Origin of the sequence: Starkeya nomas (assembly GCF_902703545.1) — a bacterium.
In the GTDB taxonomy this organism is placed as follows: Bacteria; Pseudomonadota; Alphaproteobacteria; order Rhizobiales; family Xanthobacteraceae; genus Ancylobacter; species Ancylobacter moscoviensis.
Genome location: NZ_CACSAS010000001.1, coordinates 508,905 through 532,302, shown reverse-complemented (window position 1 = coordinate 532,302; position 23,398 = coordinate 508,905). Strand labels below are relative to the sequence as shown.

26 protein-coding genes, 1 tRNA gene and 1 rRNA gene are annotated in these 23,398 nt (G+C 67.4%); 16 read left to right on the top strand and 12 right to left on the bottom strand.

Going from position 1 to position 23,398, the window contains the following annotated elements; translation table 11 throughout:
* Window positions 1-224 precede the first annotated feature (224 nt).
* Window positions 225-497 (bottom strand): helix-turn-helix domain-containing protein, encoded by a 273-nt coding sequence (locus STARVERO_RS02585; RefSeq protein WP_159597810.1) that lies wholly within the window; start codon window positions 495-497, stop codon window positions 225-227.
* 208 nt (window positions 498-705) lie between these two features.
* Between STARVERO_RS02585 and STARVERO_RS02580 the strand changes: the two genes are divergently transcribed.
* From STARVERO_RS02580 to STARVERO_RS02570, 3 genes are all read left to right on the top strand, one after another.
* Entirely contained in the window at window positions 706-1,209 is a 504-nt protein-coding gene (locus STARVERO_RS02580; protein ID WP_159597809.1) for a helix-turn-helix domain-containing protein, read from the top strand.
* Window positions 1,210-1,295: 86 nt separating this feature from the next.
* Complete coding sequence (locus STARVERO_RS02575; RefSeq protein ID WP_159597808.1) at window positions 1,296-1,751, top strand: hypothetical protein; 456 nt, start codon at window positions 1,296-1,298, stop codon at window positions 1,749-1,751.
* Window positions 1,752-2,189: 438 nt separating this feature from the next.
* Window positions 2,190-2,594: a hypothetical protein gene (locus STARVERO_RS02570; protein WP_159597807.1), complete on the top strand. Its 405-nt coding sequence runs from the start codon at window positions 2,190-2,192 to the stop codon at window positions 2,592-2,594.
* Here STARVERO_RS02570 and STARVERO_RS02565 read toward each other — a convergent pair.
* Window positions 2,545-3,135, bottom strand: coding sequence for an SCO family protein (locus STARVERO_RS02565; RefSeq protein ID WP_144344651.1), 591 nt, complete (start codon window positions 3,133-3,135; stop codon window positions 2,545-2,547). The two genes, STARVERO_RS02570 and STARVERO_RS02565, sit on opposite strands and share 50 nt — an antisense overlap.
* A 53-nt stretch (window positions 3,136-3,188) precedes the next feature.
* Entirely contained in the window at window positions 3,189-3,356 is a 168-nt protein-coding gene (locus tag STARVERO_RS23315) for a hypothetical protein (RefSeq protein ID WP_186292038.1), read from the bottom strand.
* Between the two features lie 197 nt (window positions 3,357-3,553).
* Between STARVERO_RS23315 and STARVERO_RS02560 the strand changes: the two genes are divergently transcribed.
* A complete protein-coding gene (locus tag STARVERO_RS02560; protein ID WP_159597806.1) occupies window positions 3,554-5,686 on the top strand; it encodes a putative bifunctional diguanylate cyclase/phosphodiesterase in 2,133 nt (710 codons plus the stop codon).
* Between the two features lie 54 nt (window positions 5,687-5,740).
* On the opposite strand, the gene STARVERO_RS02555 is transcribed toward STARVERO_RS02560, so the two are convergent.
* Together STARVERO_RS02555 and STARVERO_RS02550 are read right to left on the bottom strand one after the other, a co-directional pair.
* Entirely contained in the window at window positions 5,741-6,676 is a 936-nt protein-coding gene (locus tag STARVERO_RS02555; RefSeq protein ID WP_159597805.1) for a 2-hydroxyacid dehydrogenase, read from the bottom strand.
* Window positions 6,677-6,843: 167 nt separating this feature from the next.
* Window positions 6,844-6,917: transfer RNA gene (locus tag STARVERO_RS02550), tRNA-Gly, on the bottom strand.
* Window positions 6,918-7,383: 466 nt separating this feature from the next.
* Between STARVERO_RS02550 and rrf the strand changes: the two genes are divergently transcribed.
* Window positions 7,384-7,498, top strand: a 5S ribosomal RNA gene (rrf, locus tag STARVERO_RS02545).
* Window positions 7,499-7,970: 472 nt separating this feature from the next.
* Here the strand turns inward: rrf and STARVERO_RS23310 are convergent.
* Complete coding sequence (locus tag STARVERO_RS23310; protein ID WP_200837638.1) at window positions 7,971-8,111, bottom strand: hypothetical protein; 141 nt, start codon at window positions 8,109-8,111, stop codon at window positions 7,971-7,973.
* A 184-nt stretch (window positions 8,112-8,295) separates the two neighbouring features.
* A complete protein-coding gene (locus tag STARVERO_RS02540; protein WP_144344057.1) occupies window positions 8,296-8,610 on the bottom strand; it encodes a hypothetical protein in 315 nt (104 codons plus the stop codon).
* 357 nt (window positions 8,611-8,967) lie between these two features.
* On the opposite strand from STARVERO_RS02540, the gene STARVERO_RS02535 reads away from it, so the two are divergent.
* The 3 genes from STARVERO_RS02535 to STARVERO_RS02525 all read left to right on the top strand — a co-directional run bounded on the left by STARVERO_RS02535 (window position 8,968) and on the right by STARVERO_RS02525 (window position 11,765).
* A complete protein-coding gene (locus tag STARVERO_RS02535) occupies window positions 8,968-9,846 on the top strand; it encodes a lipid kinase (protein ID WP_159597804.1) in 879 nt (292 codons plus the stop codon).
* 176 nt (window positions 9,847-10,022) lie between these two features.
* Complete coding sequence (locus STARVERO_RS02530; protein ID WP_144344055.1) at window positions 10,023-10,541, top strand: hypothetical protein; 519 nt, start codon at window positions 10,023-10,025, stop codon at window positions 10,539-10,541.
* A gap of 321 nt (window positions 10,542-10,862) precedes the next feature.
* A complete protein-coding gene (locus tag STARVERO_RS02525; protein WP_159597803.1) occupies window positions 10,863-11,765 on the top strand; it encodes a helix-turn-helix domain-containing protein in 903 nt (300 codons plus the stop codon).
* A 293-nt stretch (window positions 11,766-12,058) separates the two neighbouring features.
* On the opposite strand, the gene STARVERO_RS02520 is transcribed toward STARVERO_RS02525, so the two are convergent.
* Window positions 12,059-12,772 carry an LrgB family protein gene (locus STARVERO_RS02520; protein ID WP_144344053.1) on the bottom strand — a complete coding sequence of 238 codons (714 nt, stop codon included), beginning with the start codon at window positions 12,770-12,772 and terminating at the stop codon, window positions 12,059-12,061.
* Window positions 12,744-13,157 carry a CidA/LrgA family protein gene (locus tag STARVERO_RS02515; protein ID WP_144344052.1) on the bottom strand — a complete coding sequence of 138 codons (414 nt, stop codon included), beginning with the start codon at window positions 13,155-13,157 and terminating at the stop codon, window positions 12,744-12,746. Before STARVERO_RS02515 ends, STARVERO_RS02520 begins: the two co-directional genes overlap by 29 nt.
* Before the next feature lie 89 nt (window positions 13,158-13,246).
* Here STARVERO_RS02515 and STARVERO_RS02510 point away from each other — a divergent pair, with 89 nt between their 5' ends.
* The gene (locus STARVERO_RS02510) at window positions 13,247-14,149 is read left to right on the top strand and encodes a LysR family transcriptional regulator (protein WP_144344051.1); all 903 of its coding nucleotides are present in this window, start codon (window positions 13,247-13,249) and stop codon (window positions 14,147-14,149) included.
* A gap of 76 nt (window positions 14,150-14,225) precedes the next feature.
* Window positions 14,226-15,071 carry an aldo/keto reductase gene (locus STARVERO_RS02505; protein ID WP_144344050.1) on the top strand — a complete coding sequence of 282 codons (846 nt, stop codon included), beginning with the start codon at window positions 14,226-14,228 and terminating at the stop codon, window positions 15,069-15,071.
* A 22-nt stretch (window positions 15,072-15,093) separates the two neighbouring features.
* Here STARVERO_RS02505 and STARVERO_RS02500 read toward each other — a convergent pair whose 3' ends face one another.
* Together STARVERO_RS02500 and STARVERO_RS02495 are read right to left on the bottom strand one after the other, a co-directional pair.
* Complete coding sequence (locus STARVERO_RS02500) at window positions 15,094-15,306, bottom strand: hypothetical protein (RefSeq protein WP_144344049.1); 213 nt, start codon at window positions 15,304-15,306, stop codon at window positions 15,094-15,096.
* A gap of 97 nt (window positions 15,307-15,403) precedes the next feature.
* Window positions 15,404-17,917 carry a hypothetical protein gene (locus STARVERO_RS02495; RefSeq protein WP_144344048.1) on the bottom strand — a complete coding sequence of 838 codons (2,514 nt, stop codon included), beginning with the start codon at window positions 17,915-17,917 and terminating at the stop codon, window positions 15,404-15,406.
* Window positions 17,918-18,307: 390 nt separating this feature from the next.
* On the opposite strand from STARVERO_RS02495, the gene STARVERO_RS02490 reads away from it, so the two are divergent.
* A complete protein-coding gene (locus STARVERO_RS02490; protein ID WP_244616509.1) occupies window positions 18,308-19,222 on the top strand; it encodes a helix-turn-helix transcriptional regulator in 915 nt (304 codons plus the stop codon).
* A 20-nt stretch (window positions 19,223-19,242) separates the two neighbouring features.
* Here STARVERO_RS02490 and STARVERO_RS02485 read toward each other — a convergent pair whose 3' ends face one another.
* Window positions 19,243-19,851 carry a LysE/ArgO family amino acid transporter gene (locus tag STARVERO_RS02485; protein WP_159597802.1) on the bottom strand — a complete coding sequence of 203 codons (609 nt, stop codon included), beginning with the start codon at window positions 19,849-19,851 and terminating at the stop codon, window positions 19,243-19,245.
* A gap of 95 nt (window positions 19,852-19,946) precedes the next feature.
* On the opposite strand from STARVERO_RS02485, the gene STARVERO_RS02480 reads away from it, so the two are divergent.
* From STARVERO_RS02480 to STARVERO_RS02460, 5 genes are read left to right on the top strand one after another with little or no spacing between them, the layout of a single operon-like run.
* A complete protein-coding gene (locus tag STARVERO_RS02480; protein WP_159597801.1) occupies window positions 19,947-20,975 on the top strand; it encodes a LysR family transcriptional regulator ArgP in 1,029 nt (342 codons plus the stop codon).
* On the top strand, window positions 20,972-21,526 hold the full coding sequence (locus tag STARVERO_RS02475) for a sigma-70 family RNA polymerase sigma factor (protein WP_159597800.1): 555 nt from the start codon (window positions 20,972-20,974) through the stop codon (window positions 21,524-21,526). The genes STARVERO_RS02480 and STARVERO_RS02475 overlap by 4 nt, the downstream gene beginning before the upstream one ends.
* The gene (locus tag STARVERO_RS02470; RefSeq protein WP_159597799.1) at window positions 21,516-22,298 is read left to right on the top strand and encodes an anti-sigma factor family protein; all 783 of its coding nucleotides are present in this window, start codon (window positions 21,516-21,518) and stop codon (window positions 22,296-22,298) included. Before STARVERO_RS02475 ends, STARVERO_RS02470 begins: the two co-directional genes overlap by 11 nt.
* Window positions 22,299-22,310: 12 nt before the next feature.
* Window positions 22,311-22,709: a DUF2076 domain-containing protein gene (locus STARVERO_RS02465; protein ID WP_159597798.1), complete on the top strand. Its 399-nt coding sequence runs from the start codon at window positions 22,311-22,313 to the stop codon at window positions 22,707-22,709.
* The gene (locus STARVERO_RS02460; RefSeq protein ID WP_159597797.1) at window positions 22,706-23,371 is read left to right on the top strand and encodes an exopolysaccharide biosynthesis protein; all 666 of its coding nucleotides are present in this window, start codon (window positions 22,706-22,708) and stop codon (window positions 23,369-23,371) included. Before STARVERO_RS02465 ends, STARVERO_RS02460 begins: the two co-directional genes overlap by 4 nt.
* Window positions 23,372-23,398 lie beyond the last annotated feature (27 nt).

Here is a 23,398-nt window from a genome sequence, read left to right as displayed (position 1 = left end):
GGACCGCCCTCGACCTTGGTCCAGCCGTCCCAGTACACGCACCCACTCGGGTGATCGGGGGCGAGGCGACCGATGACGTACATCATCGCGCTCACCACCGGCCGATGAGCGAAAGAATGCGGGCGATACCGAGCAGGAGCGCGGCTATGACCAGCATTTGCGTCAACACCTCGCCCGGCTTCGGTGTGCGGCGACGGCTACGGAGCTGCGGAAGGAAAGGCATGTCAGGCGACCTCGCGCTTTTCGACATGGCAGGGCGAGGGCGATCGGCTATTCTTCGCCCTGTGTAGTTCGGTGCGCTGTTTGGGGATTCGGGCACCGGCTGACGTCCAATGCTCCGGGAACAGGGCTTGGGGCGTTACGCCGAGCTTCGACGCCAAGGCGTTTTCGATGGGCAGCGAAGGGACACCTGCGGCGGTCGCTTGAATCGCCTGACGGGACACGCCGATTTCTGCCGAGAGAGACGCCCAGGAAGACCCGGACAGCTTGAGCTGCATATGGATCCACGCCCGCCTCACGGCGGGATTTTTTGGGATGTCTATCGTTGCGTTTGCTACTGCCATGGCAACGAGAATGCGCGGAAAACCGTGCGTGTCAACGCACCATTCTGCACTTCGCGAAGCGTCGTCGGTCGCGAACGCACGATTTTCTGCGTATCTCTTTGTTTCTGCTGCGCAATCCACCTTTGCGAAGTGAGCGATGAGGATGGTGGATTCCGTTCGCAAAGAGCCCACCGAAGACGCTTCGCTTAGCGAACGTCTCAGGCAGTTTCGCGAATCATTGCATCTGGACCAAAAGGCGATGGCCAAGAAGGTCGGCGCAGCTTTTCGTACCTACCAGGATTATGAGCACGGAAAGACGACTCCGAAGGTTGCTGTCCTGCAGAAGCTCCATGACGCCGGCTGCGACTTGACATGGCTGTTGACCGGCGTGCGTGCGGCCTCGCCCAAACCCGAGCCCTGGGCCCACTTCACTCCCGACGAGGAACTGCTCGGGCGCGTCACTGAGATGGTCGCACGGGCCTATAGCGATGCCGGCAGGCCGCTTTCCATGGTCGACCTTGGTCGATTAAGTGCAGAAAAATACAAGATTATTGTCGACGCGACGGACGATCCCGACGAGCGGTTCACAATGGTGAAGCTAACTGGCGCGCAGCTGCGAAAAGATCTGATCACCGAGCAGCCCGGCTCCGGCAAACGCTCGGCTTGAGGTTGGTATGGAGCCGGCAGGATAACGCTACCTCCCGAAAGGTATTCTGTTCGTGTACGTAGGATTTGCGTGAAGGGACTGCGGCCATGAGACGCTGGATTATCGCGAATTTGTCGACGTTAGCGGCCGTCGGCCTGACCGCTTCGGCTTCGCTGGCGCAGCCGGCAGAAGTCGTCGAACTGCCGCTCAATGGATTTTACTGCGCCGGCGCCGACGAGGCGACATCATGTAAGAAAATGATCTCCCGGCTTGAAGCTGATAATCGCAAAGCTTGGAAAGGCGATTACCAGGGGCAGCGCAACGTCGCCTTTTGTCTTAGCGACGGTTGTGGCAACATGGTTTTGCCGAACCGTTCGCTCGGCTGTGCGTGGCGCATCGTGATCATCGCGTCGGGCAGCCCGAAGGTAGACACCACCGACATCGGAAACCTGAAGGTTTACTGCGGAAAGCTCGACGCGGCGGAGCGGTCCGCCGCCCAAGCGCAGGCCGCAACCCTTTTCCGCACTATCTACAAGCGCGAGATCGGGCCGGTGGCGTGGTGAATGCGCCGGACGAGGACTTCTTGTTGCGCTGCCAGCGGATGAAGGACTACCGCGCGCGCACATTGCCCTGTTTCGGCCGCGTCTTCGTCGCCGCAGTTTTCGTGCGCGGTCCCCAGCCATGCTGCCCTGGGTGCGATGCCATGGCTCGGAAGCTACTCGACGACCCGCCGGAATTCCCTTTTGCGTGGTGTACGGAACATCGCTCCTGCACCTGCTCCTGGCGCGGATTGACCAGGAGCCGGGCGGCGGCCGCGGCGGCGGCCGTCACTGACACATGATCCTTCGCGCCGCTCTCGGCGCCGCGGATCGCTGACATATGATCCTTCGCGCGGCAGTTCCTGCCCGGTGCCGCCAAAACCCTTGCAGAACCGCGCTTTCCCGGCTGATCCCGGCTAATCCCGCCTAGGTCCGGTACTGACACCCGATCCTTCGCGTAACATGACGGCCGCGCTGCTGCACCCCTTCCTCGGCTTCGTGCTGCTGCTGGACCTCTGGCGCCCGCCGGAGGCGATCCCTTCCCGGGCGACGCAGTTCCTCGACGCGGTCTGGCCCTGCGTGCTGCTCGCCGGCTATGGCAGCGCCGCGCTCTCGACGGCGATCGGCATGCGGCGGAGACAGGTGCCGGGGACCACGCGCGTCCTGGCGCTGATGCCGGTCTACTGGCTGATGCTGTCGGCTGCCGCGTGGCGCGCGCTCTTCCAGCTCATCGTCGCGCCGCACCGCTGGGAGAAGACCGAGCACGGCCTGGCGCGCACCTCGCGGCGGCGCACGCGCCTCCTCCGGCGGATCGCCGTCAGAGGTAGCGGCGCAGGTCCTCGGCGGCCTCGGCGGGCGGGCGCTTGAGATTGAACGGGGCGACGAAGCTGCCGTCCTTGCCCATCAGATAGACGATGGCGGTGTGGTCCATCGTGTAGTCCTCGCCCTGGGTGGGCACCTTCTTCGCGTAGGCGCGGTAGGCCTTGATGACCGCAGCGACCTGCTCAGGCGTACCGCTCAGCCCCTGGATGCTGGGGTGGAAGCTGCCGAGATAGGACTTCATGACCTCCGGCGTGTCGCGCTCGGGATCGACAGTGATGAACAGGCCGGTGACCTTGCGCGAGTCCGGCCCGAGCGCCTCGAAGAGCTGGGACATCTCGAACAGCGCGGTCGGGCAGATGTCCGGGCAATGGGTGAAGCCGAAGAACACCAGCGTCGGCGCGCCAAGGAAGGTGTCCTGCGTGACCTTCTGCCCATCCTGGTCGGTCAGCTCGAACGGCCCGCCGATGGTGGTCTGGGTGGACACGGCGGTCGGGGTCTGCGGCAGCAGCGCCAGCGCGCTGGCGACGATGACGACGGCACCGACCACGAAGGCGGCCAGCAGCAGGAGAACGCGACGATTGGACATGGCGACCACGAAGGAGGGTTCGGGGCAAGGGTTGCCGGAGCGGCACCCCGCTTTCAGAAACAATAGGCGATACCGGCGGCCAGCATGTCGAAGAAAACGGCCGCACCGTGACGCGCCCACAGGCCGATCGCCGCACCCAGCAGGGCAACGGCGCCGATCATCGCCACCCAACGGCCTGTCGTTCCGCTTCCCGACGAACGAACAGCCATGAATTCCTCCATGTCATTTTCGTATACCATACGCAAACTTTGTCGGGTCGAGCACATTTTTCGCAGGTTCGCTCGGGTTGCACGTGCCACGAAATAGTATTCTACTTGATCTGGGCTCGCATTCCTCAGAATGACGGGCGGGGCAAAACGCAATTCCGTGACCACCTTACGGTTGTGGAAGCGTAAGCCGGATGGATGGACCATTCGGAATGGTGCGGACGGGACGGACGAACAGGAGCGGCTCCGACCCGCAAGCGGCGGGAACGGGCGCGGACGGGATCGGCGATGGTGCCATCGCCGGGCTGCTGGACGCCACGCGCGACGGCTTCGCCGTTTTCGACGACCAGGACCGTCTGGTCTTCCACAACCGCCGTTTCATCGAGCTTTTTCCTTTTCTCGAACCGCTGGGCGACCTGCAGGGGCTGACCTTCTTCGCGCTCGCCTCCGTGCCGGACGGCGAGATGAGCCGGGTCGCGAACCGCGACGGCTATGTCGCGGAACGGCTGCGGCACCACGCGGACGCCGACGGCGAGCCCTTCCTCATCCCGCTGGAGGATGGCGGCTGGGTGCAGGTACGCGAAAACCGCACTCCTGAGTTGTGGACCGTCGCCACCTGGTCCGACGTCTCGCGCCTCAAGGCCTCCGAGGCCCGGCTGCACGAGGCCATCGACGGCATCGCGGCGGGCCTCGTCCTGCTCGATGCGGAGGAGCGGATCGTGCAGACCAACAGCGGCCTGCGGCAGATGCTCGCCGGGTCGAACGCCGCGCTGGAGCCCGGGCGCCGCCTGTCAGACGTGCTCGACGAGGCCTCGGCGAACGGCTTCTTCGCCCATCAGGCCGGAGGCGCGGTCGGCGCGCTGCGGCGGGCGGCGGCGAAGAGCGGCGAGCGGCCGGTCGAGATCCCGCTGCGCGACGGCGGCTGGATCCTGGCGAGCCACAACCCGCTGCCCGGCGGCGGCTCGGTCGGCATCTGGACCGACCTCACCGCCCAGAAGAAGCGCGAGGCGGAACTCGTCGCCGTGCGCGAGCAGCTGCGCCAGCACACCGAGGCGCTGGCCGACTTCGCCCGCCTCATCGCGCAGCAGGCCCGCCACGACATGCTGACCGGCCTGCTCAACCGCTTCGCGCTCGAGGAGCGGCTCGACCAGCTCCAGCGCGACGGCGAGACCGGCACCTTCTGGGTCGGGGTGATCGACGTCGATCATTTCAACGGCATCAACGACGCGGTCGGCCACGCCGCCGGCGACGACCTGCTGCGCGATATCGGTCGCTTCCTGCGGGCCCAGCTGCGGGCCGACGACACGCTGGCGCGCATCGGCGCCGACGAATTCGCCATCGTGCTGACCGGCCTCGACGAGGCGGAAGTCACCGGCATCGCCAACCGACTCAACGCGGCCCTCCAGACCCACCCCTTCCGCGCCGGCGGACATCGCCTGACGCTGACCGCCAGCATCGGCCTGACGCTGGCGCAGCCCGGGCAGACGCCCTCGGGCCTGCTCGCCGCCGCCGACACGGCCTGCCGTGTGGCCAAGGAGGGCGGGCGCGACCGGGTGCAGCTCTACGACCTCGGCGACCCCAAGGTGCACACCACGCACCAGCGGGTGGGCTGGGCCGAGCGCATCCGGCTGGGGCTGGAGCTGAACCGCTTCCGGCTGCACCTGCAGGCCATCGTCGACACCCGGCAGCGCGTGTGCGGCTACGAGGCGCTGATCCGGCTCATCGACAGCGAGGACGCCTCCTACAGCCCGGCGCAGTTCCTGCCCGCGGCGCGCCGGCTCGGCCTGATGGGCCGCATCGACAACTGGGTGTGCCGCCAGTGCGTCGACTTCGCCATGCAGCTGCTGGCGCGCGGCGAGGACCAGTACGTCTCGATGAATCTCGGCGTGCACACGCTCGCCAACACCGCTTTCCAGCGCAAGCTGCTGGACCTCATCGACGCCAATCCGGGGATCGAAAGGGCGCTGCGGATCGAGATCACCGAGACCGACGAGATGTACGACGCCGCGCAGGTGGCGAGCTTCCTCTCCACGCTGCGCACGCACGGCCTGCACGTCTATCTCGACGATTTCGGCAACGGCTACAATTCCTTCGAGGCGCTGAAGCAGCTGCCGGTCGACGGCATCAAGATCGACTGGACGGTGACACGCGACCTGCTGAACGACCCGATCGACGAGGCGCAGATCAAGGCGGCGGTCTCCATCACCAGCTCGCTCGGCCTCGAACTCGTCGTCGAGGGGGTGGAGGAGGAACAGCAGCTCGCGCGGCTGAAGGAGCTCGGCGCCACGCTGTTCCAGGGCTTCTATTTCCACCGACCGGTCGGCGCCGAGACGATCTTCGCCTGAGCGACGCCGACGGGGCGACGCCTGACCCGCGCGGAGCCTCGCCCGCACGGGGCCTCAATAGCCGCGCGCCGGATCGACCTCGTGCAGCGGCGCGAGCCCCTGCCGCACCCGCCGGATGCTCTCCGCCACGTCGCGGGCCGCGAGCGCCGGCACCGTGATGCTCGCCATGTGCGGGGTGATCAGCACGTTATCGAGCGACCAAAGCGCGTGGCCGGCCGGCAGCGGCTCGGTCTCGAAGACGTCCAGCGTGGCCTCGGCGATGCGCCCGGCACGCAGCGCCTCGATAAGCGCCGCCTCGTCCACCAGCGCGCCGCGCGCGACATTCACGAATTTCGCGCCGCGCGGCATCAGGGCCAGCTCGCGCGCGCCGAGCAGATGATGGGTGTCGCCGGTCAGCGGCACCATGCAGACGAGGATCTCGCTGCCCGCCAGCACCTGCTCCAGCCCCTCGCGGCCGGTCAGCGAGGCGACGCCCTCGATCCGCTTCGACGTGCGCGACCAGCCGGTGACGGTGAAGCCCATGGCCGCCAGCGTGCGCGCCGCCGCGCCGCCGAGCTCGCCCAGGCCGAGAACGCCGACCCGGATCTCGGACAAGGCACGCGGATGCACATACTCCCACTCCCCGCGCCGCTTGGCCCGCTCGAAGACCGGAATGTCGCGCGCATAGCGCGTCACGGCGAAGACGACATAGCTCGTCATCATCGCCACCATGCCGGGATCCGACAGGCGGGAGAATTTGACCGGCACGAGATCGTCGCGCCGCACCAGCGCGTCGACGCCGGCGCCGAGATTGGTGACGAGCTGGAGATTGGGAAAGCGCGCGAAGAAACCGGCGGGCGGCGCCCAGGCGAGCGCATAGCGGATGTCGGCGGGATCGCCGATGTCGGGATCGGCGCGGAAATCGAGATCGGGCAATTCGGCGGCAAGCGCCGCGCGCCAGGCGGCGGAGTCATCCACGGCACTGTAGAAAACGAGGGCGTCCCTGCTCACGCGAAGCCTCCAGCCTTTCCGGTCGACCTGACCAATCCCATACGGCGCGCATCCTAGCGGGGGGATCGCGCCGGGCGGAACGCGTCATAACAGAAATCGGGAACGCGCTGGGGAACGCGTCGTTCAGCGCTCGAGCGGCAAGCCAAGGATCTATCGGAGGGGGACGCTGGAGCGGGCGAAGGGAATCGAACCCTCGTATGCAGCTTGGGAAGCTGCCGTTCTACCATTGAACTACGCCCGCTCAGGTGGCGGCACCATAAGGGGGCCGGGGTGCCGCTTCAAGTGGGTTCGAGACGCGCCATGACGGATAAGAACACGATCGCCGAACCACGGGCACCGGCCGGCGATCGGGTGTCCGTGCCCGGCCGGCAGTGCGGCGGGGGGCATGCCGGCGACGGGATCCTCCGAAGCTGTGGACAACGCCAGGCGGGCGGAAAACCCCAGCGTGGCCGCGCCTTTCGCGATGCCAAGCCGTGCTGCCCTTGAACGCCTCGACCGCCCTCCTACATAAAAATGCAATGTGGCCGATTCGGCGGGATTGACAGATCCGAGGGGCTCCCCCTATAAGGCGCCCATCGACGCGGCGCCACCGCAACGGCGGGTTCGGCGCTCCTCTGATGTTCTTCTCGACGAGATGGTCGTTCAAGCGACCGGCAAGTCGCCGGACGAAGAGGTGTCGGTTGCCCTAAGGGTGTGTCCTTTGCCGGCCTGGTGGCCATTGCGAGGAGCCTGAACCCGATCCCATCCCGAACTCGGCCGTTAAACTCCTCAGCGCCGATGGTACTATGTCTCAAGACCTGGGAGAGTAGGTCGCTGCCAGGCCTGCAAAGAACAGCATCGCTTCAATACGAAATCCAACAAAAACGCCGCCCCGGACTAACCGCCAGGGCGGCGTTTTTGCGTTCATAGGAATGTTGCCGCTGCCGGGTCTCCGTAATTCGGCATGCTCCGGGAAAACGCAGGGAGCCGCGCGCCGGACATCATTCCAGCGCACGTATGATCAACGTGCGGATGAGCACGCAGGCGGGCTCCTGTCCCGGCTCCCTCCCCCTTCTCCACCGGAAGCCCCCATTGCCGGCTCAGCCGCGCCTGATACCGGCGGCTTCGCCGCCCGCGCGTGTCGGCATATCAGGTCGAGCCGCCGCCAGCGACGGCTCGACCTGACTCGCCCGGCACGGGCGACGATGGGAGCGGAAAGAGGAATTATCTCAAGTATGGCCCGGATCAGCGCGACATTCCGCGCCGATAGATCCGGCCGGCGAGCGGGCGCCCTTGAGGCGGTTCGCCCGGTGGCTCAGCCGATCTGCTCGATAATGATGGCCCGGATCTGCTCGCGGGTAAGGCCGCAGGGTTCGGGCTTCCAGTCGGCAGGAGAACGGACGGCAGGCGTATCGATGATGCGGCGATCTTCGCCGCGCTTGGCGTTTTTATTCATGGAATCCTTTGCGCACGCGCGCCATTGGCGGGCTTGCGGTGATTTTGGGATGTTTTTGGAAAAGACCCGCGCTCGAAAAGTCCGGGCGGGCACGTCGATCTTTCGACCATCGGGATATAGGCGAGGATTGCGGGCGAAAGAAGGCCGCGACGGAAGGGCTGCCGGAGCAGCCCTCCCCTTCCGATCAGCGCCGGGACGCCGCCAGGAAGGCGATGAGCCCGACGCTGACGATGGCGGCCACGGCGGCGACGGGATGGCGACGGGCGAGCGTGGAAAGCTCGTCGGCAGCCGTCCGCGCGCGTTCGCCGGCGTCCTCCAGAAAATCGCTGCCGCCGGCCAACGCGTAGTCCACCGCCGCGCCGGCCCTCGCCGCGCCCCGGCGGGCCGCCTGCCGAACCTGGTCCGCCTGGCCGGAAAGCGATTCCGCCAGCTTGGCGACGTCGCCGCGCAGCGCCTCGATGTCTTGGGAAACCTTCGCGAAATCGGGGGTGGTGGCCATGTTCTTCTCCTAGCTTGGGTGACGATAAACGTGGCGGGCGCGGAACGGTTCCATGTCACCGCCTTGGGTTCGGCGCGGAGGACGGCTTCGCGGCGCCAGCCTAAGCTCGGCCTCCGAACAGCCGGGCGCATCCAGCCCACCTTCACACTCATTGTCCGCGAGAGAAAGTTCGGATCGATGGTGCGCACTTCGATGACGACACAGCCTATGTCGACAGCTCTACCCTGCGAACGTCGGCGCGCGGAAGAGAGTTCCAAGACGCCTTGAGTTGCCCCGGCGGAACAGGCGGGCCCCCTCGTCGCCGTGCCGCCATAGTCGTCACCCGATAATGCCGCCTCCTCCCATTCAGCGAGCCCCATGACAAGACGCCGCGCGCTCCTCCTCCGCAATCCGAAGGCTCGTCGTGGGCAGGAAGAAATCGGGCCCGTCATCCGTCGGCTGGAAGATGGCGGCCTCGACGTCCGGGTCGAGACGTTCGAGGCCCTGCCGGAGATCGCGCGCGACATCGTCCGGCTGCAGGAAGAGGCGGATCTGATCATCGTCTGCGGCGGGGACGGATCCGTTTCCTCGGCCGGCATGGCGGTTATGGAAAGCGGCCTGCCCATGGGGATCATCCCGATGGGAACCGCCAACGATCTCGCCCGGACCCTGGAACTCCCCGACGATCTGGTCGACGCAGCCGCTGTCATCGTGAAGGGCGAGACGCGGAGGGTCGACCTCGGCACGGTCAACGGCCACGCCTTCTTCAATGTCGCGAGCATCGGCCTCAGCGCCAGGCTCGCCGAGGGGCTGGACCCGGTGCTGAAGAAGCACTTCGGCCGGCTGGGTTATTCGCTCGCCGCCCTGAAGGTTCTGGCGAAGGCCCGCCGCTTCCATGCGACCATCACCGAGAAGGGGCAGTCGGTCGAGGTGGACACCTACCAGATCTCGGTCGGCAACGGACGCCATTACGGCGGCGGCAACGTCGTTCAGGAGGACGCGGAGATCGACGACGGCCACCTCGATCTCTACAGCCTCGAGATGACCAATCTCTGGAAGATGGCGCTGATGCTGCGCTCGTTCCGCTCCGGAACCCATGGTGCCTGGCGGGAAGTGCGAACGGCGCGCTGCGTGGAGTTCGACATCGCGACGCGCAAGCCCATGCCCGTGAACGCCGATGGCGAGATCGTCACCTCGACGCCGGCCCATTTCAAGGTTCACCCGAAGGCCATTTCCGTCTTCGCGCCGCTGATGTGACGGACTGAGTCGCGCTCTTTCCTCGTGGATGCCGCCTCGGCGGAGGGCTCTCGCCCGCGCCGGCCGGGCGGACGTTGCCACGGCTCTCCGCGCCGAGCCCCCCTGCAAATCCGGGCGGACGGCACCATCTGTCACCAGAATATACCTAAGCTGCGGATGACAACCAGGGCCTCGGGATGATCAGCTTGCTTCGGCAGAGTCGTATTGCCACACCTCGACGACGTCCACGAAAGGGCGGCGTCAACAAACCGAGCCATCCCCCGGCACTCGAGCGCGAAGAACGCTACGGCATGCGTAACGCACGGATAGAAGAAGCCCTTTCCCATCTCGAAGCCGCCCTGGCCGATCATTCGCGCGATATCGCCAAAGCGAGGGGAATGACGCTGACGGACGAGGACCGCCGCCGCTACGTCGTCGCCAGCCGGCGCTCATGGGCACGCCTCGAGACAAGACGGCGGGAACTGGACGAGGCCACCGGCGGGCATGTGCCCGCTCCGGCGCCGCCGCCCTCCCCCTCGGAAACGGACGAATTGGCGGCGCTCCATGCCCATCTGCTCAAGGCGCAGCGCGACCTCATCCGCGCCACGGCACGCGCGGGCGCGATGCCGTCCGACAATGCGCTGCGAAAGATCGCCGACATCGCGGCCGCGATCGGCGCCATCGAGACGATGATCGAAAATCAGGCGAGAGGCTGAGGCGCCGGGAACCCTGCGTCCCCTCCGCCCCGGAGGGCGGGAAGCCTTTGTCTGCCATGCCTTACGCTGGCCCTCCGCGCCGGCTGACGCGCAATTCATGCTGCCGGTTTGATCGCACCCTGCTCCCAACTTATGAGCAGCGGAAAAGCGGCATCTTGTTAGAAACCACGCATCGATTGATATGTGGATTCCGATCCACGAAACCGGGAGGGCGACGCAGGAGAGGCCCTGCAACCCCGACCGGGGGCCCATCTGCCGCCGGGAGATCGAAAACGGCAGGTGGCGATCGGTTCATCTTGGGTGCGGGGAGATGCAGGCATGATGCTGCAGGGTGTGCCGGACAAGTGGGGACCCAAGTTCGAGTTCGAGGGCGGGGCTGTCACCCGCACGCATACGGGGCCGAACTCCATTCACTTCACAGCCCCCTCGCATATGGCCCTGGTGCTGTTCACCGCGCAGCCGGAACGCCAGATGGCGCTCAACAGCGACCGCCGGACGCCCGGCTTCGCACCCGTGGGATCGCTGGAGATCGTCCCGGCCGACAGCGAGCTCTTCGCACATTGGGGAGTGGAGAAGCAGAATCTTCTGGTCGCGGTGGAGCCCGAGCGCCTGCAGCGTCTGGCCGGCGCGGAGTTCGACAGGGACACGTTCGAACTGCGGCCGCCGAAGCTCGGCATCATCGACGAAAGGGCCCATAACCTCGCCCTGCACATGCGATACGAGGTCGAGAATGCCGAGATGGGCTGCGCGGAAAGCCTTGACGCGCTCGTCACGCTGTTTGCGACGCATCTGCTGCGCAACTATTCGTCGCTGAAGCCGACGATGCTGCGGCCGCACGCCGGGGGGCTCTCGCCGAGCGCCTGGCGGCGCGTGAACGACTACATCCAGGCCAACCTCGGAAAACCGCTGCCGCTGCACGAGCTGGCCGATATCGCCCGGCTTTCGCCGGCCCATTTCGGGCGGGCATTCAAGAGGACGACGGGGCAGACGACGCATCAATATGTGATCTCCGCGCGCCTCGCCTGCGCGCGGCACCTGATCATCAACACCGAACAGGCCCTAAGCGATGTCGCACGGCAGGCCGGCTTCAGCTCGAACAGCCATCTCGGCTCGATCATGCGGCAGATGTGGGGGGTCCAGCCCTCCTACTGGCGGAAGAACATTCACGAGGCAGACTCCGCGCCCGACCTGATGCCGACCGAAGCGGCCGAAGGGTCTTTGTGAATGTTTTCTGATAGTTAACTGCGATGTCGACAGACAGGCGCGTTGACTCTCCGGGCGCCTCGTTGGGTTATGCCGGGCAGTTTCGGCACGCGGCGACACCCGATGGGCGCGGCCGACCGGCCCCGCCTCCCCGCCTGTTCCAGCCGGCCTGGTCACGGGCGCAGCCCAATTGCCGGACCCACCTCCGGCCAACGCGGAGAGCGTCCCCCAAAGCTCCTCGCATATCGACTGGCCCCGCTCCTGTTTCGCAGGACGGGGCCTATTTTTCAGGGGAAGCGCGCAGGCCCCCCGCCCTATCCCAGGAGACGGGCGACAATCGGCGCGAGCAGCACGTTGAGCAGGCCGACCAGCACCATGACGAGACCGGCCACCGCGCCCTCGGTCTCGCCGAGCTGGTGCGCCCGGGCGGTGCCGGCGCCATGCGCGCCGACGCCGAAGAGCGCGCCGCGGGCGAGAGCCGAGACGAGCGGAACGCGCGCCAGGATCATGTCGCCGATGACGGCGCCGGCGATGCCGGTGACGACGACGAACACCGCCGTCAGGTCGGGAACGCCGCCGATGTCCCCGGACACCTCCATGGCGAAGGGCGTGCTGATGGAGCGGGGAAGCAGGCTGAGCAGGAGCGTGTGATCCAGCCCCACCATGGCGGCCAGCGCCCAGCTGGAGGCGATCGCGGTGAGGCTGCCGGCGACCATTCCCACGAGCAGCACCGGCCAGTGCCGGCGAATGAGCCCGCGCTGCTCATAGATCGGGATCGCGAAGGCGACGGTCGCCGGGCCGAGCAGCAGCACCAGCCACTTCGTCCCGCGGATATAGTCGTGATAGCTCGCATGCAGCAGAAGCACGACGACGGCGACCAGCACCGGCGTCACCGCCAGCGGCATGAGCCACCAGCGCGGCCATCGCGCATAGAGGCGCTTGGCGGCCCAGTAGAAGCCGATCGTCACCGCCGACCAGAGCAGCGCCTGAAAGACGGGCTCAGCGATGAGCGGCTTTAGCCCCGACATGGCTGAGCCTCCAGCGGTAGCAGCAATCGACGGCAAGGGCCGTCACCATCATGACGGCCGCGGTGCTGACGAGAATGACGAACAGGATCTTCAGCCCGACCAGCCCGAGAAACTCCCGGTGATCGAGCACGGCGAGAACCGCCGGCACGAAGAACAGCAGCATGTCGGCCAGCAGCCGCTGGGCCCCGCGCCGCATGCTGAACACGCTCACCCTGCGGGTGGCGAGCAGGACCAGCAGAAGCGCCAGTCCCACCACGCCACCGGGAAGCGGCAGCGCAAGGGCGCGCACGCACGCCTCGCCGGCCAGCCAGAAGGCGGCCACGAGGCCGATCTGCAGCCAGGCGCTGCGATGGATGAAACGAGCGAGCCTGTAATGCGTGCTCATCGGGGTATCTCCTCTCGACAAGCTATGTCGCATTGCAGCATGATGAAAATGAATTGATTGACTAATGATCATTCCAAATCGGACTTTAAATGGAATTCCGCCCGCTCCGTGCCTTCGTCGAAGTGGTCCGCCAGGGCGGCTTCTCGCAGGCGGCCAAGACCGTGTTCGCCACGCAATCCACGGTGAGCAAGGCGGTCAAGCAACTGGAGGAGGAACTCGGCACGCCGCTGCTCGACCGGATCGGCCATCGCAGCGTGCTGACCGCCGCCGGGGAAGCGGTGTATCGCCGGGGCGTGAAGCTTCTCGCCGACCGCGACGATCTCCTCGCCGAGCTCGACGAGATACGCGGGCTGAAGCGCGGCTCCCTGCGGCTGGGCCTGCCGCCGGTCGGCAGCAGCACGCTGTTCGCGCCGCTCTTCGCCGTCTATCGCCAGCGCTACCCCGGCATCGAGGTCCGGCTGGTGGAGTATGGCAGCTCCCGCCTCGAGGAGAGCCTGCGCGCGGGCGAGATCGACTTTGCCGGCGCCCTGCTGCCGACCACGGAGGAATTCGACTGGCAGCTCGTCCGGCGCGAGCCACTGGTGGCGCTGCTGCCGTCGGATCACCCGCTGGCCACGCGGCGCTCGGTCACCCTCGCTGAGGTCAGGGACACGCCGTTCATCCTGTTCGAGAGCGGCTTCACCCTGCACCGGGTCATCCTCGACGCCTGCCGGCGCGCGGGGTTCGAGCCGGACGTGGTGGCCCGCAGCAGCCAGCTCGAATTCATCGTCGAACTGGTCGGGGCCGGCCTCGGGATCGCGTTCCTGCCCCGCATGATCGCCACCCAGCGACGCAACCCGGCGGTCCGGCACGTGCTCCTGAAGGAGCCGGACACGGAATGGGCCATGGCCATGGTCTGGCGACGCGGAGCCTATCTCCCGGCGGCGGCGCAGGCGTGGCTCGATCTGGTCCGCGAGGTTCACGGCCCCGGCCCCCATTCTCCATCGGACTGAACGCCAATCCACGAATTCGTTTTCATCGCGCGGCGTCGCGGCCTAGCCTGTCGCGATGCAAGCAGAGGAACATTCCATGTCGGCCATCGCCGTTCCCGGCGTCACCCTCAGCGACGGCACGACGCTGCCGAAGATCGGCTTCGGCACCTACAAGCTGAACGGCACCGAGGGCGTGGCGGGGATGGTGAGCGCCATCCATGCCGGCTACCGGCTGCTCGATTCCGCCTTCAGCTACGAGAATGAGGGCGCGCTGGGCGAAGCCGTCCGGCAGGCCGGCGTGCCGCGTGCAGAGCTGCGGATCACCTCGAAGCTGCCCGGCCGACGCCAGCCCTTCCGCGAGGCGATCGCGACCATCGAGGAATCGCTCTACCGCGCGCGGCTGGACTATTACGACCTCTACCTGATCCACTGGCCCAACCCGAGCAAGGGTCTGTATGTCGAAGCCTGGCAGGCGCTGATCGAGGCCCGCAAGCGCGGCCTGCTCCGCTCCATCGGCGTGTGCAACTTCCTGCCGCCTCACCTCGAAAGGATCATCAGTGAGACCGGGGTCGTCCCGGCCATCAACCAGGTCGAGCTGCACCCTTATTTCCCGCAGGCCGAACAGCGCGCCTTCGACAGGGCCCACGGCATCGTCACCGAATCCTGGAGCCCGCTCGGCCGCGCCAATCAGCTTCTCGAGGATCCGACGATCGGGGCGATCGCCCGGCGGCTCGGCAGGACGATCCCGCAGGTGATCCTGCGCTGGCACGTGCAGCTCGACGCGATCCCCCTGCCAAAGGCCGCCAGCCGCGAGCGGCAGGTGGAAAACCTGTCGGTCTTCGACTTCGCGCTGTCCGCCGAGGACATGGCGTCGATCGCCACGTTGGCGCGTCCCGACGGGCGCACCTTCGACCAGGACCCCGCCCGCTACGAGGAGTATTAGGCGCGCGGGCCGAGCGACCCGCTCAGCCCGTCGCCGGGACTTCCTGCTTCTCGAAGCTCTGCGTGCCGAAATCCTGCCGGTGCGTGCAGAAATACTGCCGGGCGATCTCGCCGACGAGCCGGACACGGGTGACGTGCGAGCCGGGGATGATGCGGTCGATCCATTCGTCCGGCACCGTCAGCACCATTCCGCATTCCAGCCGGCACAGGATGTTCTTCAGCTCTTCGCCGTTCAACGGGACCTCCGATATCTGGCCGCGCCATACGGAGCCCGGACGCGCGACAGAGGCTTTTCCCGTCGCGGCACGGTGAGGTCAAGACCGGCCGCCGCGCTCAAGCCGCCGGCCGCGCGGGCGAGAGGTGCCTGCGGCGTGCCCTCGCCTGCTCACGGCGCCGTTGTGCCGGCCCCTGCGGCGAGGTCGGCGTCCATGTGAGGTAGACCGAGTTGTCCGCCTCGAGGACCAGGCCGAAATTCCCCGCGCTGTAGGAGAAGTTGCCGTCGCCGAACCAGATGTCGGCGTAGCCGTTCGGGAACATCATGAACTGCCAGCGACGCGGCTGCTTCCAGAACGGATCGCCGGCATCGGGATGGACGCCGAGCCCGGCGAATTCGAGCAGATACATGGGCGCGTCGCCCGAGACGCCCACGCCGCTGCTCGCATCGTTGAACACATAGCCGTTCCAGCCCTCGCCCGGCCTGGAATCGACATCCGCCACCAGCTTTTCCAGCCGCCAGTAGATGATGCCGGTGCCGGCGATCGTGGTCGTCGCCTGGAACTCCAGAAGGCCGGCCCGCGTCCCCGGACGGACGGTACCGCCGATGGTGACCGCGCCGGAGATGACGCCGGCGCCTTCGAGGGTGCCGCCGGGCATCGGGCTGTCGGTGCCGATGCCCGCGATCGAGACGGCGCCGGAGAGCGTCCCGTTGTTCAGATACAGCGTCGCCCCCTGCGTGACCTCGACCGGCCCGGCGATGCTGCCGGGAACCTCGAGCCTCGCCGCGGAGCGCACCCGGACATCCCCGGAACCCGTCGCGGAGGCGCCGGCGGCGACGAGGGTCCCGGCGTTCACGTTCACCGCGCCGGAAAGGCTGGAGCCATTGTCGGCGGAGAGGGTGAGCGTGCCGGGGCCGAAGATGCTCAGGCCGCCGCTGCCGCTCAACGTCGAGGCGATCTCCAGCCCGTCCGATGCTGCGCCGTAGACGACCGCCTCGGCGGCGCCGAACACCAGCGTGTCGACGCTGATGCTGCCGGCATTCATCACCACGCCCGCCACATGGCCGGACGCCTGGCTGCCGACCAGAAGCTCGGCATCGCCGCCGGACACGGCACCGCCATTCAGCTCCAGCGCCGCCACCTGCGGGGCGCCGCCGCTATCGACCGTCTGGTCGTCCACGACCTCGTAGACCGTGCTTGCCGTGACGCCGTTGATACCGAGGCTGGAGGACAGCGTCGGCGCGGCCGCGATGAAGCCGTTCGAAGTGTCGTAGGTCAGGAAGCTCGCCGAGGCGGCGGCGTCAGTGTCGACGGCGAGAATGGCGGGAGAGACGATGCCGTCGACGAGCGGGGGAAGGTTGTCGCCGGTGCCGGCGACGAGCACCTTCTGGCTCGTGCCCAGCGCCGCGATGCCGCCGCCGGGGGCAAGGGTCAGGGTGCCGGCATTGTCGCGCACGATGTTCGGCAGTTTCCCGTCCTCGCCCCCGCCGATGGTGGTGGCATAGCTGTTGACCCCGTTCAGCCGCAGCGTGCCGCCGCCGGCCTCGACGACGAAGCGCGCGAGATGCCCCGGGGCGATCCGCACAGTCACGAGGTCGGAGGTTTCCGGCGCGAGCGCCAGCGTGCCGCCGTTGCGCAGGACGACGGTCCACGTGCCGAAGGGCGTGTCGGTCGTCAGCGTGCTCGCCAGCGTGCCGTTGCAGACCTCGTTGCGGCCCATCAGCCGGTTGGACGCGGCGAGCAGCAGCGTTCCCTCGCCATACTTCACGAAGCCGCCCTGGCCGGCGAGCGGGGCCAGCACGGTCAGCGTCGCCTCGTTGGTGTTGAGACTCTTCGGGCCATCGATCTGCCAGGTCGCCGGCGCGTAGCCGGGCGTGGTGGGAAGCGCCGAGGCCGCGATGGTCCAGCTCGCGGCGAGCCAGAGGATGGCAAAGTTGTCGCCGCTGCCGAGAATGTCGGTCATGACCTCGCTGTACTGCTGCGGGTCGTCGAGCCCTTCCACCGTCATGCCCGCCGGCACCAGCTGGAGCGCCACGGTCTGCGGGTTGCTCGACGGCTCGTTCGGCACGTCGAGGAAGGACATCGGATAGGCGTTGTTGATCGTGACCTTCTGCGTGAACAGGTCGACCTTGAGCGGCGCCAGCGTGTGGCCGCCGTCATTGCAGAGGGTGCAGCCGCAGCCCGGGTCGTCCTCCTTCGGTTTGTAGAACCAGCCCACCGAGAAGACGGTGAGCGAGATCCATTGCGGATCCTCGGCGTCGTTGGCGGCGAGCTGGGTGTCGAGCCATTCGAGATCGGGCACGCCCGTGCTGATATAGGTGTACTGGTCCAGCCCGAGGCCGCGGGCGGCGAAATAGTCGGCGAGGCCCGACAGGACCGTGGTGCCCTGGGTGGGCGAGGTGCCGAGCATGCCGGCGATCAGCCGCTCGAACAGGATGCTCTCGCGGTCATCCGGGCCGGCATAGCGCGCCGGGGCGAGCTGGGTGAAACCGTTGCTGCCGAGATAATAGAGCCCCATCACGACCGAGGTCGGGGCGCAGTAACTCTCCCCATCAGCCGGAAGCGACGTGCCCCAGGGGCCGAAATTGGTCTGGACGATCGACGGCGTGTTGGCGACCGGGTCGTTCCACATGCTTGGCTCCATCGGTCCGTGGGAAATCCCCAGCAAAGAGGTGCGCGCGGACGGACGAGGGCCGGTCCGCGCGTTCGAGGAGGCTCCCCTGCCCGCTGGCGGCGCGATCTAAGATGAGCGGCATGCGCGCTGCCATTACCCGTAAGGGTGAAGCCCGGAAAATGCTGTCGACGGACAACTATTGGCACCCGCCACGGTGAGCATAGCGCTTCAGAAACAAGGGAAGCTACTTTTCCGACCCAAGGAAAGAAGGGGCGCCATGGGGACTATACGAAAATTGATACAAATCATTCGTATTCCAGAACGCCTTAAAAAATTGGGATGCATGCCCAGCACAAGCGCAAAAGCCGTCGCGCGCCCCCCGACCGTGCGCTAGCATGGTGAAGGGGCGTGGCTACACATCGCGCGACGGGTAATGATGCAATGCAGGCGGCGGAACGTGCCATTACCCCAAAGAGTAGACCGCATGATGCGGGGCTCGCGCAGGAAATCATCGTCCTCTACGAGGCCGAGCCCGACCTGCTGAGCCTGCCGGGCGCGCTGTTCGCCGGTGTCGGCCGGCTGATCGACGCCGATGTCGTGACCTATTCCGAATTCCATCACACGAGCGGCGAATTCCGCTCGATGCTGTCGATCGAAGACGACCCGGCCCGGCGGGCCCAGGGGATCGCGGCCTTCGCGCGCCACATGCACAGCCACGCCTTCTGGGGCTACGATCCCGCCTTCTTCGGCGAGCGCGCGCTGCGCGAATCCGACTTCTTCAGTGACGAGGAGTTCCTCGCCCTGCCGATCGCGCAGGAGGTATTCCTGCCCTCCAACGCCCGGCACATCATGTCGATCGTGATGCAGCACGAGGATTATGTGCTGACGATCAACGGATATCGGGTGATCGGGCGCTCGACCTTCAGCGACGCCGAGCGCGACCGGCTGGAGGCCTTCCGCCCACATATCGTGCGCAGCTATCGGCAGGCCTTCCAGCGCACCCTCGCCACCCTGACACCCGCCGACCGGCTGCGCATCGCCTTCCCCGAGCTGACGCCGCGCCAGCTGGAAGTCGGCTCGTGGATCGCCCGCGGCAAGTCGAACGAGGATATCGCGACGATCCTCGACGTCGGCGTCGACACGGTGAAGGCGCACGTCAAGGCGATCCACGCCAAGCTCGGCGCCGACGGGCGCCTCGCCATCGCGGTCATCGCCCACACGATCCCGCCCTTCACCCGGATGCCGCCGCTGTGGCGCATCGGCGAGGACGTCTGGGCCGGCGCGGCGCGGCGCGAGCGCGGCCGGCAACCGCGAATGTCCTGAGGATCGGCGGCCGGCGGGGGTCACACACCCGTCAGCAGCTTGAAGGCGATGACCCACATGGTCAGCGCGATGAGCCCTTCCAGGCAGCGCCACGCCACCGGGGTCGCGAAGACCGGCTGCAGGCGGATGGCGCCATAGCCGAGCGAGAAGAAGAACAGGAAGGAGCCCGTCATCGCGCCCGCCGCGAAGGAGGCCTCGTCTCCGGGGAAGCGGGTGGAAATGGTGCCGAGCAGCACCACCGTGTCGAGATAGACGTGCGGATTGAGCCATGTGAGGGCGAGGCACATCATCAGGGTGCGGCGGAAGCTCGACGCGCCCGCCTCCCCCACTGCCAGTGTTCCCGAGGAGAACAGCGCGGAATAAAGGCTGCGGGCGCCATACCAGATGAGGAACGCCGCCCCCGCATAGCGCATCGCCGGATCGAGCCATGGCAGCAGCGCGGCGATCTGCCGGAAGCTGGTCACGCCCAGCACGATGAGCAACGCATCGGACAGCGCGCAGGTGAGGCAGACGGCGAACACATGCTCGTTGCGCAGCCCCTGACGCAACACGAAGGCGTTCTGGGCGCCGATCGCCACGATGAGGCTCAGGCCCATCAGAAGACCCGTCACATAAACCGGAAAACTCATAACCACACAGTTCCAAGCGAGTAGTCGTTCCGGTAGCGCGACGACGCCATTCAGGATAGTTAATGTTCCTAATCCTGATTAAGCCAGGCTAATCCATGCTCGATTATTCCGCCCTCCGGGCCGTCGCGGCGGTCGTCCAGACCGGCAGCTTCGAGAAGGCTGCGCGGAGCCTCAACGTCACCCCCTCGGCCATCTCGCAGCGGGTGAAGCAGCTGGAGGAACGCCTCGGCGTCGTACTGATCGCGCGCGGCACGCCCTGCACGGCGACCGAGAAAGGGGAATGGCTCTGCCGTCATATGGAGAATGTCGGCATGCTGGAAGGCGAGCTGCTGGAGCAGCTGCCGGCCCTCGCCGAGCCCGGCGCGCCGCCGCAGCGGGTGACGCTGCACATCGCGACCAGCGCCGACAGCCTCGGGACGTGGTTCCTGTCGGCGCTGGCAAACTTCGCCAAGCGCTCGCCCTATCTCGTGCACGTCACCACCGACGACGAGGAGCATACCGCCGAATGGCTGCAGCGTGGGCGGGTGATCGCGGCCGTCACCAGCGTGGAAAAGCCGATACAGGGCTGCCGGCGGCTCTCGCTCGGCGCGTTGCGCTACCATGCGACGGCGAGCCCGGACTTCATGGCCCGGTACTTCGCCGGAGGTGTCACCGCGGCGGCGATGGCCAACGCCCCGGCCCTGACCTTCAACCAGAAGGACCGGCTGCAGGACCGCTGGATACGCCAGATGCTCGGCGCCGACCTCGCCTTTCCCACCCACTGGCTGCCCTCGACGCAGAGCTTCGTCGACGCCAGCCTGTCCGGCATGGGATGGGGGATGAACCCGGCCCAGCTCGTGCACGCGCATCTGCAATCCGGCCGGCTCGTCGAACTGGTGCCCGGCACGCCGCTCGATGTGCCCCTGTACTGGCAGGTGAACCGCCTTGCCGCCGACCGGCTGGCGGAGCTCACGCGGGAGGTGGTGGAGACCGCGAAACGGCACCTGCTGGCAGGCGCTGCGGCCACCGACGCCCGGATGGACCAGCCCGGCGGGTCCTCTCCACCGGCCTCCGGAACAGCACTGGTCAAAAAACCCCCGCGGCGAGGGAATAAAATGCCCGCCTCGTCCGTTAATGGGCGATGAGCAAATCCGCCCGCTTCGACGTCGTCGGCCACCTGCCGGCCCTGCACCGCTACGCGCTCGCCCTGACGCGACACCGTGCCGATGCGGACGACCTCGTCCATGACGTGCTCGTGCTGGCCTATGAACGGCGAGCTTCCTTCCGGCCGGAGAGCAACCTGCGGCTCTGGCTGTTCGCCATCCTCCACAACCGTTTCATCGACGACGCCCGCGCCCGCTCCGTGCGCGCGGCCCATGCGACGCGCGAGGCGCCGACGCGGGAGGATGTCGTCGAGCCGGTTCAGGAGCAGGGCGTATGGCTCGGCCAGGTGCGCCGCGCCGTCGAGGAGCTGCCGGAGGACCAGCGCGCCGCGCTCCATCTCGTCGCGGTCGAGGGCATGAGCTACACCCAGGCGGCCGAGGTGCTGGGCGTCCCCGCCGGCACGCTGATGTCGCGCCTCGCCCGCGCCCGCATGGCGCTTCGCATCATGGGCGAGGCGGGCGAGAGCGCCGGAGCGGAGACGGGGCGTGCTCAAAGGCGGCTGAAGCTGGTGAGGGGTGCCGATGACATCTGACCCGATCCCCGAACACGACCTTCAGGCCTATCTCGACGGCGAGCTGCCGCGCGCGCGGATGATCGAGATCGAGGCGCACCTGTCCGGCAATGCCGATGCCGCCGTCGCCATGATGGCGGACATGCGCAGCTGGAATGAGGTCCGCCTCGCTTATGGCGGCGCCGGCGATGCTCCCGCCATCGGGAACGTCGCGGCGGCGCGCCGGCTGGAGCGCGGCCTCGCCCGCCAGCTGTGGATGCGGCGCCTGCGCAAGGGCGCGGCGGTAATGGCGCTGATCGGCAGCGGCTGGCTGGCGCATGCCTATCTCGGCTCCTGGGTGGTGAGCCGGGTTGCCGCGCGCGATCTTCCGCCCGCCTATGTGGAGGACGCGGTGCGCGCCTATCACGCCACCGAACTGCGCCTCTCCATGGCCTCGCAGATCGAGACGCGGGCCCTCGACGCCAGCGAGATCCGCGCCGCCACCGAGATTATCGTCCCCGACCTGCCGCCGAGCTGGGAGATCGAGGACGTGCAGGTCTTCCCCTCGACGCAGGGGCCGAGCCTGCAGATCGCCATCCAGACCGGCGCCTTCGGCCTGGTCACGCTGTTCGCCGTGCGCTCCGACACCGCCGCGATCGCCGCCCCGACGCTGCTGCGCCGCGACGGCTTCACCACCGCCCACTGGCAGGCCGGCCACATCAACTACGCGTTCGTCGCCAAGGTCGACACGCCGCTGCTCGAAGGAGCGATCGGCACCCTCGCCGACCGTCCCGCCACATCCGACGCGCATTGAGGTTCCACGGCCATGAAACCGCATGAGAAGCAGGCCATCGAGCAACTCTTCGCGCGTCTGGCGGAGGCGCGCCGACTGCCGCTCCGCTGGGATGCGGCGGCGGAACGGCTCATCGCCGAACTCGTCGCCCGGCAGCCCGATGCGCCTTATCTGATGGCGCAGACCATACTCGTTCAGGCGCGGGCGCTCGGTGAGGCCCAGGACAGCCTCGACGCCGCCCATGCCGGGCAGGCTCGCCCACGACATGCGAACGGCACCACGAAGGGGCCGAGCGGACCGACTTTCATCCCTCGCCCAGCCGCCGCACCGGCGCCGGACGCGCCCGGCGCCTCCGATGGCTTCCTCGAGTCCGCGGCCGGCGTGGCCCTTGCTGTGGGTGGAGCGATCGTCGTGGAGACCGGCCGGTCATGAGCGTCGACGACCTCGGATCGGGCGCCCGGCCATCCGCCGCCACCGATGGCGAGGACATAGACGGCGAGAGTCGTCTCTCCGACCTGCTGGCAGCGCTGGCCGCCGACAAGCGCCGCGAGCGTATCGCCATACGCGACCTGCTCACCGCGCTGGAAGACCGGGCGCTGGCGGCGCTGCTGTTCATCTTCGCCTTCCCCAACGCGCTGCCGGCGCCGCCCGGCCTGTCGGCGGTCCTCGGCGCGCCGCTGATCTTCCTCGCCGCCCAACTCGCCCTCGGGATGCGGCCCTGGCTGCCCGGCATGATCGCCAACCGCTCGATGGCACGCGCCGATTTCGAGGCGGTGGTGATGCGCGCGCGGCCATGGCTGGCGCGCGGCGAGGCCCTGCTGGCACCCCGCCTCGGCTGGATGAGCACCATGCCGATGGAGCGGCTGGTCGGCATCGTCTGCTTCCTCCTCGCGGTCGTCCTCTTCCTGCCCATCCCGCTCGGCAACATGCTGCCGGCCTTCGCCATCTGCGTGATGGCGCTCGGCGTCCTCGAAAGGGACGGGCTGTGGATCGCGGCCGGCCTGCTCTTCTCGGTGCTGTCCGCCGGCCTCGTGTGGGGCGTCGTCTATGCGCTGGTGAAAACCGCGCTCTTCCTCATCGCCCAGATCTTCTGATGTCCTTCATATCCCGGAACTGAACCG

Coding starts and splice junctions, on each gene's coding strand:
- STARVERO_RS02585 (WP_159597810.1), bottom strand. CDS start 497: ATGCAGCTCAAGCTGTCCGGGTCTTCCTGGGCGTCTCTCTCGGCAGAA.
- STARVERO_RS02580 (WP_159597809.1), top strand. CDS start 706: ATGGTGGATTCCGTTCGCAAAGAGCCCACCGAAGACGCTTCGCTTAGC.
- STARVERO_RS02575 (WP_159597808.1), top strand. CDS start 1,296: ATGAGACGCTGGATTATCGCGAATTTGTCGACGTTAGCGGCCGTCGGC.
- STARVERO_RS02570 (WP_159597807.1), top strand. CDS start 2,190: ATGACGGCCGCGCTGCTGCACCCCTTCCTCGGCTTCGTGCTGCTGCTG.
- STARVERO_RS02565 (WP_144344651.1), bottom strand. CDS start 3,135: ATGTCCAATCGTCGCGTTCTCCTGCTGCTGGCCGCCTTCGTGGTCGGT.
- STARVERO_RS23315 (WP_186292038.1), bottom strand. CDS start 3,356: ATGGAGGAATTCATGGCTGTTCGTTCGTCGGGAAGCGGAACGACAGGC.
- STARVERO_RS02560 (WP_159597806.1), top strand. CDS start 3,554: ATGGTGCGGACGGGACGGACGAACAGGAGCGGCTCCGACCCGCAAGCG.
- STARVERO_RS23310 (WP_200837638.1), bottom strand. CDS start 8,111: ATGAATAAAAACGCCAAGCGCGGCGAAGATCGCCGCATCATCGATACG.
- STARVERO_RS02540 (WP_144344057.1), bottom strand. CDS start 8,610: ATGGCCACCACCCCCGATTTCGCGAAGGTTTCCCAAGACATCGAGGCG.
- STARVERO_RS02535 (WP_159597804.1), top strand. CDS start 8,968: ATGACAAGACGCCGCGCGCTCCTCCTCCGCAATCCGAAGGCTCGTCGT.
- STARVERO_RS02530 (WP_144344055.1), top strand. CDS start 10,023: ATGATCAGCTTGCTTCGGCAGAGTCGTATTGCCACACCTCGACGACGT.
- STARVERO_RS02525 (WP_159597803.1), top strand. CDS start 10,863: ATGCTGCAGGGTGTGCCGGACAAGTGGGGACCCAAGTTCGAGTTCGAG.
- STARVERO_RS02520 (WP_144344053.1), bottom strand. CDS start 12,772: ATGTCGGGGCTAAAGCCGCTCATCGCTGAGCCCGTCTTTCAGGCGCTG.
- STARVERO_RS02515 (WP_144344052.1), bottom strand. CDS start 13,157: ATGAGCACGCATTACAGGCTCGCTCGTTTCATCCATCGCAGCGCCTGG.
- STARVERO_RS02510 (WP_144344051.1), top strand. CDS start 13,247: ATGGAATTCCGCCCGCTCCGTGCCTTCGTCGAAGTGGTCCGCCAGGGC.
- STARVERO_RS02505 (WP_144344050.1), top strand. CDS start 14,226: ATGTCGGCCATCGCCGTTCCCGGCGTCACCCTCAGCGACGGCACGACG.
- STARVERO_RS02495 (WP_144344048.1), bottom strand. CDS start 17,917: ATGTGGAACGACCCGGTCGCCAACACGCCGTCGATCGTCCAGACCAAT.
- STARVERO_RS02485 (WP_159597802.1), bottom strand. CDS start 19,851: ATGAGTTTTCCGGTTTATGTGACGGGTCTTCTGATGGGCCTGAGCCTC.
- STARVERO_RS02480 (WP_159597801.1), top strand. CDS start 19,947: ATGCTCGATTATTCCGCCCTCCGGGCCGTCGCGGCGGTCGTCCAGACC.
- STARVERO_RS02475 (WP_159597800.1), top strand. CDS start 20,972: ATGAGCAAATCCGCCCGCTTCGACGTCGTCGGCCACCTGCCGGCCCTG.
- STARVERO_RS02470 (WP_159597799.1), top strand. CDS start 21,516: ATGACATCTGACCCGATCCCCGAACACGACCTTCAGGCCTATCTCGAC.
- STARVERO_RS02465 (WP_159597798.1), top strand. CDS start 22,311: ATGAAACCGCATGAGAAGCAGGCCATCGAGCAACTCTTCGCGCGTCTG.
- STARVERO_RS02460 (WP_159597797.1), top strand. CDS start 22,706: ATGAGCGTCGACGACCTCGGATCGGGCGCCCGGCCATCCGCCGCCACC.